The 11,573-nt window shown below is 54.0% G+C and carries 15 protein-coding genes; 1 reads left to right on the forward strand and 14 read right to left on the reverse strand.

Annotated elements, in window-relative coordinates; all coding sequences use genetic code 11:
- Positions 1–85: 85 nt before the first annotated feature.
- From H3Z84_RS16765 to H3Z84_RS16795, 7 genes are all read right to left on the reverse strand, one after another.
- Complete coding sequence (locus tag H3Z84_RS16765) at positions 86–1,264, reverse strand: Y-family DNA polymerase (protein WP_199458283.1); 1,179 nt, start codon at positions 1,262–1,264, stop codon at positions 86–88.
- A 277-nt stretch (positions 1,265–1,541) separates the two neighbouring features.
- The gene (locus H3Z84_RS16770) at positions 1,542–2,168 is read right to left on the reverse strand and encodes an SCO family protein (RefSeq protein WP_053113916.1); all 627 of its coding nucleotides are present in this window, start codon (positions 2,166–2,168) and stop codon (positions 1,542–1,544) included.
- A gap of 17 nt (positions 2,169–2,185) precedes the next feature.
- Positions 2,186–2,542 (reverse strand): DUF3703 domain-containing protein, encoded by a 357-nt coding sequence (locus H3Z84_RS16775; protein WP_008173648.1) that lies wholly within the window; start codon positions 2,540–2,542, stop codon positions 2,186–2,188.
- A 57-nt stretch (positions 2,543–2,599) separates the two neighbouring features.
- Positions 2,600–3,322, reverse strand: coding sequence for a cytochrome c biogenesis CcdA family protein (locus H3Z84_RS16780; RefSeq protein ID WP_008173647.1), 723 nt, complete (start codon positions 3,320–3,322; stop codon positions 2,600–2,602).
- Positions 3,323–3,403: 81 nt separating this feature from the next.
- A complete protein-coding gene (locus H3Z84_RS16785; protein ID WP_008173644.1) occupies positions 3,404–4,081 on the reverse strand; it encodes a DsbA family protein in 678 nt (225 codons plus the stop codon).
- Positions 4,078–4,512 (reverse strand): disulfide bond formation protein B, encoded by a 435-nt coding sequence (locus H3Z84_RS16790; RefSeq protein WP_008173641.1) that lies wholly within the window; start codon positions 4,510–4,512, stop codon positions 4,078–4,080. The genes H3Z84_RS16785 and H3Z84_RS16790 overlap by 4 nt, the downstream gene beginning before the upstream one ends.
- The gene (locus H3Z84_RS16795; RefSeq protein WP_008173639.1) at positions 4,509–5,234 is read right to left on the reverse strand and encodes a cation diffusion facilitator family transporter; all 726 of its coding nucleotides are present in this window, start codon (positions 5,232–5,234) and stop codon (positions 4,509–4,511) included. Before H3Z84_RS16795 ends, H3Z84_RS16790 begins: the two co-directional genes overlap by 4 nt.
- Before the next feature lie 69 nt (positions 5,235–5,303).
- Here H3Z84_RS16795 and H3Z84_RS16800 point away from each other — a divergent pair, with 69 nt between their 5' ends.
- Complete coding sequence (locus tag H3Z84_RS16800; protein WP_008173636.1) at positions 5,304–5,711, forward strand: MerR family transcriptional regulator; 408 nt, start codon at positions 5,304–5,306, stop codon at positions 5,709–5,711.
- Between the two features lie 61 nt (positions 5,712–5,772).
- On the opposite strand, the gene H3Z84_RS16805 is transcribed toward H3Z84_RS16800, so the two are convergent.
- From H3Z84_RS16805 to H3Z84_RS16835, 7 genes are all read right to left on the reverse strand, one after another.
- A complete protein-coding gene (locus H3Z84_RS16805) occupies positions 5,773–6,396 on the reverse strand; it encodes an SCO family protein (RefSeq protein ID WP_123891400.1) in 624 nt (207 codons plus the stop codon).
- Positions 6,393–7,235, reverse strand: coding sequence for a cytochrome c oxidase assembly protein (locus H3Z84_RS16810; RefSeq protein WP_023010648.1), 843 nt, complete (start codon positions 7,233–7,235; stop codon positions 6,393–6,395). The genes H3Z84_RS16805 and H3Z84_RS16810 overlap by 4 nt, the downstream gene beginning before the upstream one ends.
- Positions 7,236–7,257: 22 nt before the next feature.
- Entirely contained in the window at positions 7,258–7,896 is a 639-nt protein-coding gene (locus H3Z84_RS16815; RefSeq protein WP_058091791.1) for a DsbA family protein, read from the reverse strand.
- 44 nt (positions 7,897–7,940) lie between these two features.
- The gene (locus tag H3Z84_RS16820) at positions 7,941–8,933 is read right to left on the reverse strand and encodes an arsenic resistance protein (RefSeq protein WP_197492701.1); all 993 of its coding nucleotides are present in this window, start codon (positions 8,931–8,933) and stop codon (positions 7,941–7,943) included.
- Between the two features lie 42 nt (positions 8,934–8,975).
- Positions 8,976–9,884: a cation diffusion facilitator family transporter gene (locus H3Z84_RS16825; RefSeq protein WP_008169406.1), complete on the reverse strand. Its 909-nt coding sequence runs from the start codon at positions 9,882–9,884 to the stop codon at positions 8,976–8,978.
- 97 nt (positions 9,885–9,981) lie between these two features.
- Entirely contained in the window at positions 9,982–10,497 is a 516-nt protein-coding gene (gene lspA, locus H3Z84_RS16830; RefSeq protein ID WP_199458282.1) for a signal peptidase II, read from the reverse strand.
- 4 nt (positions 10,498–10,501) lie between these two features.
- Positions 10,502–11,398 (reverse strand): cation transporter, encoded by an 897-nt coding sequence (locus tag H3Z84_RS16835; protein ID WP_123891398.1) that lies wholly within the window; start codon positions 11,396–11,398, stop codon positions 10,502–10,504.
- Positions 11,399–11,573 lie beyond the last annotated feature (175 nt).

Below are 11,573 nucleotides of genomic sequence, written 5' to 3' on the forward strand. Positions count from 1 at the left end.
AACGCTGGAAGCGAATCAAGGGGTTTGACCAACTGAAGCTGGTCGTGGACAACGTGCAGTTTCAGGATGGAATACAGGTGGAAGATCAATCTGGCAGGAACGCTGCCTGATGGTCATACACCAGATTTGACAATAACTCCGCCATCAAACGCTCAGAGCGCTCTTCCTTGGAATGTGCGGATTCAGAGGCTTCGAATAAATCGGACTGAAGCCCTGAGTCATCCACCAGATCCCCGAGCATGACACCAGCTTTGGCGTAATCAAAACCTTCCCGATAGAGCGTTCGGAGCAGTGTCAGCGCTTCTTTGGCAATGGTCCGAGAGTCCCGAGTAGCCTGGATAAAACGAATGCTGGCGCTCCGCGAATACTGGGGTGCATCGGCTTTGAAGGGATTGGTTCGGATAAAGATCATCAACTCGCCGGCGTATTGCTCCCCCGCTCTGAGCTTTTCGGCCACCCTGGAGGCATAATGCGCCACCGCCTCTTCCAGGTCCGCCAGCGCTTGAATGGGCTGACCGAAAGACCGTGAGCACATGATTTGTTTTTTCGGTGCCGGCACTTCGTCCCAAGGCAGACAGGCGATGCCATTCAACTCACGCGCCGTGCGCTCCAGCACCACCGAGAACCGTTTCCTCAATGTGGCCAAATCGGTGTCCGCCAATTTGAGCGCGGAGTCGATACCCATGTCCTGCAACTTCGCTGACAGCTTGCGACCGACGCCCCACACTTCATCCACGGGCACCCGGACCATCAGCCGACGCTGCCGGGCCGGGTCGGTTAAATCCACCACGCCACCGGTGGCCGGGTATTTCTTGGCCGCGTAATTGGCCAGTTTGGCCAACGTTCGGGTTGGCGCGATGCCCACACAGACGGGCAGGCCGATGTTGTGATGCACTGTCTCCCGCACCTTTCGCCCATACACTTCCCACTCAACGATTCGTCCCATGCCGGTCAGATCCAAGAACGCCTCGTCGATGGAATAAACATCCACTCTCGGAGCGAGGGTTTCCAGCGTGGTCATGACTCGCCGGCTCATGTCGCCGTACAAGGTATAGTTGGAAGAAAAGACCTGAATGCCGTACCGGCGGATCTCGTTTTGGATGTGATGAACCGGTACGCCCATCTTGATGCCAAGCGCTTTGGCCTCTCTGGACCGGGCCACCACGCAGCCGTCATTATTCGACAGCACCACTACTGGTGCATGACGCAGATCGGGGCGAAAGAGCTTCTCACAAGACGCGTAAAAGTTGTAACTACGAATGATCCAATTATGGACATGACTTTAAACTGAGCATAACAGGGCTTTCACTATATGGCCTCGTGTCCATGGCGAACGTCGATATAAGGCCCTCTTCATACACTTTTTTGTCCATGCCATTGATGGATTGGTATTTCGTACCCCAAAAACGTAGCCCACTATTGCGGTCTAAAGGCACTGCCTGTTAGAACCATCAATTGACAGCTACGAGGAAAATAAAATGTCCGGGCCTAAACAAAAGCGAACATTCGAGTCAGAGCTTTCCTCCAGAGCCTCCAGTCATTCAGTAATCCTCTTCAAGCAGGCCAACAAGGTCCTGCCGAATGGATTGAGCGCTTAAATCTTCCGGCCGGATAAGCAGGCGAGGATTACCCTCACGATCAAACACATAGACTGCACCGCTGTGAGTAACGGCATAGTCACCTTCTGCGTCCGGTTCTTCATGCCCGAACGTCGTCCGGTATCGCTGGGTAAGCGTGCGGAGGTCAGAGGCGTTGCCGGTCAGCCCGATGATTTTGTCACCAAAAAAATTGACGTACTCCGCCAGGCGTTCGGGTGTGTCGCGCTGAGGATCGACACTGACGAACAACGTAAGTACTTCCTCCTGATTTTCCGTGCTCAGCCCGCTGACGGCCTGGCTGAGTTTTTGCAGAGCAGTGGGGCAAACATCAGGGCAAGAGGTAAATCCGAAAAACAGCATTCGTACCTGACCACTGTAATCATCGCCTGAAACCCGTGTTCCCTGACTGTCGATCAAATCGAATTCAAGCTTGGGCATCACGCCGCTGATGTCTGTCCCGTGCCAATCCGGCGGATCATCGCCCATGCAGCCAACAAGGAGGATTGCCAGCATCATCAATGCAATGGATGCAAAGCGCTTTGCGTGGTGTTGGAAGCAGGGTTTGATCATCAAGTGGTGTCCTTCAATTACGTGTTGGAAGGATTCTGGTGTCCCAGAACAATCGCCAAGTCTTCCGGCACCGCCATCGGTTCAAATGCGCTGACGTTGGCACGTCCCGTATTGCCGACAGGAACCCGGATTCGTGAAACCAGCAACGCAGCGAAGGCCCGAGCCAGCTGACCGAGAACCTCGCGAGCATCGCGCGCGTGCCAGCCAAGCCGGAGCATGCGCAAATGTGTTGTCGTGTGCGCTAACGCGAACTTCTGGCTCAGAATATGAGCCCGTTCAAGATGTCTGAACGCTGTAGCGACATCGCCCTGATTGTCAGCATCAGCGGCTGCTGCCGGTTCTGTCAGATAGAACGTCTTGAGTTCACTGTTCACTGCTCAGTTCTCCTGCCTTATCGGCCAGCTAAGTTGTGGGCAAAGATTTGCCCGGGATCAACCGAGTCTTCCGAGTACCGGAAATGCGGATAACATCCATGATGCAAACCGGGTCATCTGTCCCGTCAGCACCATTACCCCCATAACAACCAGAACCAGCCCTGCCAGGATTCTCAGTGACTGACTCCAGCGGCTCATCCAGCGCACTCGCGCCCGAAAGTGCTTAATAAATAAAGCCGTTGCCAAAAATGGAATTGCCAACCCCAGCGAATAAACGGCCAGGTACAGCATGCCGGTTTCAGCATTCGCATGGGTGGAACTGAGAGCCAGGATAGCGCCCAATATCGGGCCAATACACGGTGTCCACCCGACGGCAAAGGCCAAGCCGAGAAGGAACGCTGCCGTGGGCCGTCCACCCTCAAGGGTTTGCCCAAAGCGCCAGTCGCGCTGTAACGCGGGCATGCTCCACCAGCCCAGCATAAATAGCCCCATCAGCACAATCAGAATGCCCGCCACCAGATTGGCTTCCTGCCGGTAGGCCATCAGCCACTGACCGAGCAGACTAGCGCTGGCACCAAAAGCGATGAACACTACACTGAACCCAAGGACAAAACAGATACTGAGCCACAGAGATTGCAGTCGACTCGAACGGTCTGTGACAGTGCCGCCCGTAACGACCGATAGATACCCCGGAACCAGCGGCAGAGTGCAGGGTGAGAAAAATGACACCAGGCCGCCAAAAAAAGCAGCCAGCATTCCCCATGTCGCAAGATCTGGCATTTCCGTGAGTCCTCAATTTTCTGAGTTCAGTTGACGGTGGAGGGCATCAAGCCCATCCGTGTTTTGTTCGACACCGGTCGACTATTTCTGTGCGTCTGGGAGCGACTCCTGAACAAGACGAAGTAGCGGTTTGGGACCAAACTCCGTGAGTTGGCGGCCATTCACGAAAAAAGTCGGGGTGCCCCGAACACCGATGGTTTTGACGTCCTGCATGTCCTGATCAAGGATGGCGCTTATCCGTTCGGATTGCATATCCTCACGGGCTTGGGACAGGTCCAGACCGGCTGCCTCGGCCGCTCCCCATGCCTTGGCAACCTTCGGGTCGTCGTGCCAGGCCGGCTGCACCTCCAACACAGCTTCCAGCACCGGTTCATAGACATCTTGCAGGCGAGCTGCTTCCAGAATTCTGGAGACTTCCTCGGAACCCTGATGGAACATTGTGTACCGCAAAACAAGCCGCACCTGGCCTGGATACTCAGCAAGTATCTGTTTCACGATCGGGTAGAACGCCCGGCAGGCTTCGCAGGAGGGGTCGAAAAACTCAACGATGATCACCGGTGCGTCGGCAGGCCCGAATGTGGGCGAATGGAAGCGTACCAATGCTTGTTGGTTCGCGATCGGTTCGGCAGCGGCAACAGACTTTTCGCCGGTGGTGGCCGTTTTTTGAGGCTGCTGGGGCTGTGGCTTGAATAGGACGGCGGCTGAAAAGGCTGCGATCAGCACGAGACACACGACAACAAAGATGGCACGACGATTCATGTATGAACTCTCCGACGGATAAGCAAGAGCAGAATGATGATGGCAACAAAAATGGCCAGCGATAGAAACGGAAGCGGCAGCCCACCAAATATCGTCATTCCGTCACCCGAGCAGGACGGGCCAGTGGCCGTGCAGGGCTGAATGGGTTGTGGAATGAGCCCCACATAAAGCAGTGAGTGGGCTAGAGCGAACAGGGAGCCAATGACAGACAGCGGCATAGCGTAGCGCCAAACGTTAAAATCCGAGTAGTAGCAGGCGACTGCGAGAATCACCGCCAACGGAAACATGAAGGCGCGCTGAAACCAGCACAGAACGCACGGAGCCTGCCCGAGAACTTCCCCGATGTAGATGGCTGAAAGCGAGGACCCCGCCGCCAGTAGCCAGGCTGACAGCAGCAGCCCCCATGGAATCACCCGGTTATTGGTGGTCACCGGGATGGCTCTCTGGATTCATTGGCACAAGTGCTTTGCGAAGAAGAGCAGCAGCTGTTTCCAGCGGTATCGCCTTCATCTTTGCTCGATTTATCGGCGGTTTCAGCCCCACCGGCACGCCATTCCTCCATACCCTCACGGATGACCTGCCAAGCGGAGTGCAGGAATAGCGCAGCAATGGCGAGGCCCACAATGATGTCCGGCCAGAGGGTATTGGTGAGGGCGACCAATCCTGCCGCAATGATTACACTGCTATTGGCGAACAGATCGTTCCTGGAACACATCCAGGTGGAACGCATATTGAGATCGTCCGCACGATGACGGTAGAGCAACACAAAACAAACGCCGTTTGCAAACAGGGCAAGAGCGCCGACAGCGCCCATCCACTCGGCGGCGGGCACTTCCTGTATCACCAGCTTGCGGATGGCATCGGCGACAACAACAAGCCCGAACAACAGCATAAAGCCGCCTTTGAACAAAGCCGCTCCGGCACGCGCGCGACGGCTTCGGTCCAGCACGAACAGTGTCAGTGCATAGACAGACGCGTCGCCAAACATATCCAGCGAATCGCCCAGCAACGCGGTAGAGCTTGCAATCCAGCCGGCGCTGAATTCCACCACAAACATCACTGCGTTGATGGCAAGCGCAATGTAAAGCACCCGGCTTTGGCTCGCTCGCAATTGTGCCAGTTCACCGGCCTTGTTTTCACAGCAGCTGTCCACGACGAACCCTCCTAAAACGTGCAATACATCGATACACTGGTGGTTATAGTAACTATAAGGTCAATAGCGATGAGCGAAAAAAGGAACACGGTCGGTCGGCTAGCTGATGATACGGGCGTTAAGCCCGTGACCATCCGTTATTACGAAAAAATTGGACTGTTGCCGAAAGCGACCCGCTCGGAGTCGGGCTATCGTCTCTACTCCGAAGAGGATCATTCGCGGCTGCTGTTTATTCGACGAAGCCGCGGGCTCGGATTTAGCCTTGACGATATTCGTGAACTGCTTTCACTGGCGGATCGTCAGCAGGAGTCCTGTGCGGGTGTGGACGCCAAAGTTGAACAACAACTGGTTCAAGTGCGCTCTCGACTGAAAGATCTACATGCAATGGAACACGAGTTGGAAAGACTGAGTGCGTGTTGTGACGGCGGAGTTATTATGGACTGCCGAATTATCGAGACACTCTCCGGCTCTGCTTAACCACTTTGTATGTGCCCGCCAACCAGGACTGTCTCAATTCGAGTTGGGACAGTCTATTCAGTCAGGCATCCTCCTGAATAAGAGCAACGAGGTCATGCCGAATTTCTTCTCTACTCAGATCGGGCCGCATTAAGAGGCGGGGGTTACCTTCGCGATCAAATACATAAATCGCGCTGCTGTGTGACACCGCATAATTTCCATCAGCGGCAGGTTCGTCATAACCGAAGGTTGTTCTATATCGTTTTGCCAGTTCACGAAGCTGGGGTTCTTTTCCAGTGAGTCCTACAATATTGTCGCCGAAGAAATCCACGTATTTTGCGAGACGCTCAGGCGTGTCACGTTTCGGATCGACACTCACGAACAAAGTGAGTACTTCATCCTGAAGCGCGGGGTCCAGGCCACTGGTTGCCTGATTGAGTTTTTGCAGGGCGGTCGGGCAAACATCGGGGCACGAGGTGAACCCGAAAAACAGCATTCTCACGCGGCCACTGTAATCATCGCCAGATACAGACTTGCCCTGGCTATTGATCAGGTCGAATTCCAGCTCAGGCATCAAGCCACTGATGTTTTTACCGTTCCAGTCTTCCTCGTCATTGCCAAAGCAACCAGTCAGCAATAGGGATGCTATCAGCGTTAAGGTCGCCGATATGATGTTGGTGCGCTGTCGCCAGAAGCGAGTTCTCATGACGCTGTTTCCTCAAGTTGTTTGGATTGGTTGGTATATTTTCCGTCCTGATGCATGGCTCGCCGGAGCATCAGAAGAATGCCAAGAATGCTCATCATGGCCGGAGGAATATAGGTCAGCATGCCTCCCAGTAGCTGGTCGACTTCCGGGTCCAGCGGCCAGGCCCTGCCACAGACTTCGTAAACGTCATAGACCATGTCACGTGAAAACACGATCCACGCCCCAAGAAACATCTGAAGCACACCTGCGGCGGCCAGAACCAACATGCGTCTGCCATACCCCAGCGATGAGGTGATCGCCGGCGGTCTTGGATCAAAGATCAACCACCAGAACAGCAGGCCATCCAGCAACATGCTCCAGTTCATGACCCAATACAGATCCCGGCTGAGCATGGCGTCAAAATGGATTGATGGCCACAGCCAGAAATAGATAAGCCCGACAAACAGGAAAAGGGCGATAAAAGGCTGTTGCAGAACGTTATAGACCCAGCCCAGAGGCCTCAATGTATGCCTCCAGCCCGGGCTGATTTTTGCGAACCAGAACCGCATGACCGGTAAAGGGTTGGACAGGGCGATCAGGATCGGACCGATATGATGAAGAATCAGGTGCTGACCCCGATGGACGAAGAACATGTATTGTGCGTAGTAATCGAAGCGGGTCTGCATCACCGCATAACAGATCAGTACCCCCAGGGTGAACGCAAAGATCCGCAGTGAGCCTGGCCGGTCCTGTTCCGGCATCCGAATTAGCCCGACGCCATAGAATCCCATCACGAGCATGTAGCTGAGTATGGTCAGCGGCGAGAAATCGTAGGGTAAAAGGTAGTCAAGCAGTGACATAGCGTTGCCGGTTGTTTTGTTGTTATTTCAGTGACCCTACCTTGGATGTCACCAGGTCGTACAGTTCCTGAGGCCCCAGGCGGCTCAAGGTGTCTCCGTTAACGTAGAATGTTGGGGTTCCGGAAATTCCAACCGCCTTAACGTCCGCAGCATCCTGTTGAATAATGCCGTCAATCTCGGGTGAGTTCATACCGGCCCGAGCGGCTTCGACATCAAGTCCGGCTGACTCCGCCGCATCCCATGCTGCGGCGACCTTTGGATCATCGTGCCATTTCGGTTGTGCTTCCATAACAGCGTCCAGTACCGGCTCATAGACCCCCTGTTCACGGGCGGTTTCCAGGATTCTGACGGCCTCTTCCGAGCCTTTGTGAAACAATACGTAGCGCAGTACCAGACGCACGTTGTCCGGGTAGGCAGCCTGAATCTGTTTCACATAGGGATGCATGGCGCGACAACCTTCGCAGGATGGGTCGAAGAACTCGACAATGGTTACCGGCGCGTCCTCAGGGCCAATAACGGGAGAGTAATCCCTCACCAGTGGCGTTTTTTCAACAACGGCGGGTTCATTAGTGCCCTGGGAGCGATCGTAAATAACAAAAGCACCAGCAAAGACAACCAGACAAAAAAGAAGGAGACTGATGACCAGGGTTCGGGTTTGCACGGGAGATCTTCCTATTTTAAATGAGTTTACGGGTTTCAGATTATTCAGGTGTCCGGTAGCAGCCGACTAGGCACCCACCGCAGATAAAGCATCATTCCAAACAGTTCCAACAAAGACTGGACGACAATCACCACGACGGCCACAGCCCAGGCCTCTGGCATTGACAGTGCCAAAGGTAAAACCACGAAGGAGTTGCGTGTTCCTAGGCTGAAGATGACGGTGCGACCGGTTTCTACCGGTAATCGAAAGACCCGGCGCAGAGCCTTTCCAACCAGAGCCGCAGCTAGAAGATAGGCCGGAAACAGAATCATCAAGGGCCAGATAAGTGAGCCGGTACTGTCGATCTGGCTGACCTGTGTCATTGAGATGATGAACAGTACGACTGTCAGCAGAGGGACCGGCATCAGACCCATGAAGCGAATGAACCCGATGGCTTTTCTGGAGTTTTCGGCCCATTTTTCAGTCAGAAATGCCAGGATAAGCGGGACAATAATCAGCCCGCCAAAGGCCGGCAGGAGGTGCCGCCCAAGCTCAAGATTCACGTCGAACTGATTACCCATGAAAAGCCAGAGGTAAAGTGGAAGAAGACCCAGTTGAGCAATCAGCAGAACCGGTGTTGCCGCAATGGCTCGGGTGCTGTCCCCCTTGCCTAGGTGAGTGAAGGTGACAAACCAGTCGGTACAGGGCATCAGCAATACCAGAAGCACTCCCAACTTCAGCGCGTCATTGTCCGGCAGCGCCAATATCAGCAAGGCAGTGATCGCCGGCATGACCAGAAAATTTCCGGTGAGCAAGGCACCCATGAACCGACGGTCCCGGAACATATCAGACAGGTGGGTCAACGGTGTTTGAGTAAATGTGGCGTAGAGCAGAACTCCGAGCAACCCCCAGATTAAGTAATCCGGCACACTGTCACCGAGGGACGATGTCCAATCCACAGACAGTCCGAAAACAACAGCGATGAGGTAGGCCCAGACCTGGTGGCGTTCAATTACGTCTCGCATGGCGTGCTCGTAACCGAGTGGAATGTCGGCCATTCGCAGCATATCTGCCACACGGTACCCTTTTCAGCAGCCCTGCTAGCCATGGCCATAAGTATGGGCATCTTTGTGACTGTGATCAGGATGTTCAAACTCCAATGTTGAATGAGTGATGCCGAACTCGTTTTCCAAAGTTCGTTTTATCCCACCCTTGACTTTTTCAAGTTCATTCCAGGCACTTATTTCGACCACCACATGGGCGTCGAGGGAGGCATCATGCTCACCCATCTGCCAGAAATGTACGTGGTGAAGGTCTAAAACGCCTTCTACGTTTGATAAAGCCTCGATGACAGAATCTGTGTCGATATCCAATGGACTACCCAGCATGAGTGTCCGGATGGTTCCGCCGATTTCCGTTAGACCCAGGTAGAGAATATAGCTTGCGATACCAATTGTGATCGCGGGATCAACCCAACGCATGTCGTACAGGAGAATCAGGGCGCCGCCTACAACGACTGCAATTGACGCAAACGCATCAGACAAGTTGTGTAGAAACAGCGCACGGATGTTGACGCTGTCCTTTTGCATGGAGTAAGTAAGCAGCGCGGTCAAACCATCCACTACCAATGCGATAATGCCAAGCCAAACTACCCACCACCCCTTGATTTCCGGGGGATCTATGAATCGCATGCCACCTTCGTAGATCAAATATGCCCCGATCATTATCAAAGTGGTGTAATTTATGAGTGCCGCAACAACCTCAATTCTCCCGTAGCCAAAGGTCATCTTCGAGTCGGCCGGGCGGCGTGCAATCTTCCGCGCCGCAAATGCGATAAATAGTGACGCCATATCCGAAAAGTTGTGTATAGCGTCGGCTATCAGCGCCAAGCTGCCAGCGAAGATCCCTCCAGCGATCTGAGCCAAGGTTAGGATACCGTTCGCCCAGATAGCTACTGCAACTCTCTTATCCTTAGTATCCGGTGACATGTGAGCATGCTCGTGGCCCATTGTTTTCTCCTTGGTCGTTGCTGTTCAATTAAACGTAGTCGCAACACTCGCTAAGCCTGGCTCAGAGGGCTTAGCGAGTGTTGCGACCGCGCGAAAACTAGCCATTCTGGCGATTTTCCATGTTATTCCCGGCACCTTTCTCGGCTGTGAAGCCCGTGACCAAAATCATGGCCACGCTCAGGAGGATGAACACGTCGGCAAGGTTGAACGCCGGCCAATGCCAAGATTGCCAATGGAAATCCAGGTAATCGACAACGTAGCCTCGGAAAACTCGGTCGATGACATTTCCGAATGCACCGCCAAGTACCATCGCATAGGCCAGGGCTTCTGTTCGCTTATGGCTGTCCCGCATCAATTTGACCAGAACAGCCGAGACGACAACGGCTATCGCAATAAAAAAATATCGCTGCCAGCCCCCGCCATCGGCGAAGAGACTAAAGGCAGTGCCTTTATTCCATACGTGCACCCAATTAAAGAAAGGAGTGATCTCAACCGATTGCCCGTAAGCCATGGATTGCTGGACGAGCCATTTAATAAGCTGGTCGGCCAGCGCTACCAGTGTGGAAAAGCCGAGAAAGATAAACGTAGAAAAACTAGCACGGTGTTCAGACATCGAATTATCCTTTTAGTGCAAGGATGCGCTTGGCACCAATGAATACAATGCCTCCCACAACGCCGCCAATAACCAGATCCGGATAGTTTGAACCGGTCCAGGCAACAAGAAGCCCCGCAAGGATAACTCCCAGATTGATAACCACATCATTGGCCGAGAATATCCAGCTTGCCTTCATATGCGCGCCGCCTTCGCGGTGCTTGGATATCAACAGCAGGCAACCGGTATTGGCGATCAACGCGACGAAGGCGATCGCCATCATCATCAGCGATTCAGGCTCACTACCGAAAACAAAGCGTCGCACCACCTCGACGAGTACGCCGATAGCCAAAATCAGTTGCAGTACCCCTGCCAGATGCGCGGCACGTACCTGCATTTTCGCACTGCGCCCTACGGCATAGAGAGCCAGGCCATAGACGGCTGCATCGGCAAACATATCCAGGGAATCAGCGATCAGGCCGGTAGACTGGGCGATCAGGCCAGCAGTCATTTCCACCACGAACATGATCGCATTGATACCGAGCAACACGCGCAGAGTGCCTGACTCCTGCGTAGCAGAGACCGCCGAGCTCTCAGCGGCCTTGATCGTCTCTGGGTCGGCAATGACGGTTTCCTGAAGAGAGGCGCCTAGCCCCAAGGTCGCCAGTTTCGCGGTAATGGGCTCAGCCTCGCCGTCATGCACGACCTCCAATCGGCGGTTCGACAAGTCGAAGGACAGCGTTCGAATCTCATCAAAGCCGTTCAGCGCCAAGCGGATCATCCGTTCTTCTGAGGGACAATCCATCTTCGGCACAGCATACACGCTGACCCATTCCCCTGACGCTTCGGAGGAGACCGGCATATCGGTATCCGCTGCAGGCGTTGCATCGCAGCTACATGGGCCACCACAGGCTTTACTCACGATACGGCTCCAGTTAACCAACATAGATTGCTAGTAGAGTTATTGTCAAATCTGGTGTATGACCATCAGGCAGCGTTCCTGCCAGATTGATCTTCCACCTGTATTCCATCCTGAAACTGCACGTTGTCCACGACCAGCTTCAGTTGGTCAAACCCCTTGATTCGCTTCCAGCGTT

This window comes from Marinobacter sp. bablab_jr003 (assembly GCF_016464245.1).
In the GTDB taxonomy this organism is placed as follows: Bacteria; Pseudomonadota; Gammaproteobacteria; order Pseudomonadales; family Oleiphilaceae; genus Marinobacter; species Marinobacter vinifirmus.

Bases quoted from the DNA above. Each gene is read 5' to 3' on its own strand.
- H3Z84_RS16780 (WP_008173647.1), bottom strand. From the start codon at position 3,322: ATGCCAGATCTTGCGACATGGGGAATGCTGGCTGCTTTTTTTGGCGGC.
- H3Z84_RS16800 (WP_008173636.1), top strand. From the start codon at position 5,304: ATGAGCGAAAAAAGGAACACGGTCGGTCGGCTAGCTGATGATACGGGC.
- lspA (WP_199458282.1), bottom strand. From the start codon at position 10,497: ATGTCTGAACACCGTGCTAGTTTTTCTACGTTTATCTTTCTCGGCTTT.
- H3Z84_RS16785 (WP_008173644.1), bottom strand. From the start codon at position 4,081: ATGAATCGTCGTGCCATCTTTGTTGTCGTGTGTCTCGTGCTGATCGCA.
- H3Z84_RS16805 (WP_123891400.1), bottom strand. From the start codon at position 6,396: ATGAGAACTCGCTTCTGGCGACAGCGCACCAACATCATATCGGCGACC.
- H3Z84_RS16820 (WP_197492701.1), bottom strand. From the start codon at position 8,933: ATGGCCGACATTCCACTCGGTTACGAGCACGCCATGCGAGACGTAATT.
- H3Z84_RS16770 (WP_053113916.1), bottom strand. From the start codon at position 2,168: ATGATCAAACCCTGCTTCCAACACCACGCAAAGCGCTTTGCATCCATT.
- H3Z84_RS16825 (WP_008169406.1), bottom strand. From the start codon at position 9,884: ATGGGCCACGAGCATGCTCACATGTCACCGGATACTAAGGATAAGAGA.
- H3Z84_RS16810 (WP_023010648.1), bottom strand. From the start codon at position 7,235: ATGTCACTGCTTGACTACCTTTTACCCTACGATTTCTCGCCGCTGACC.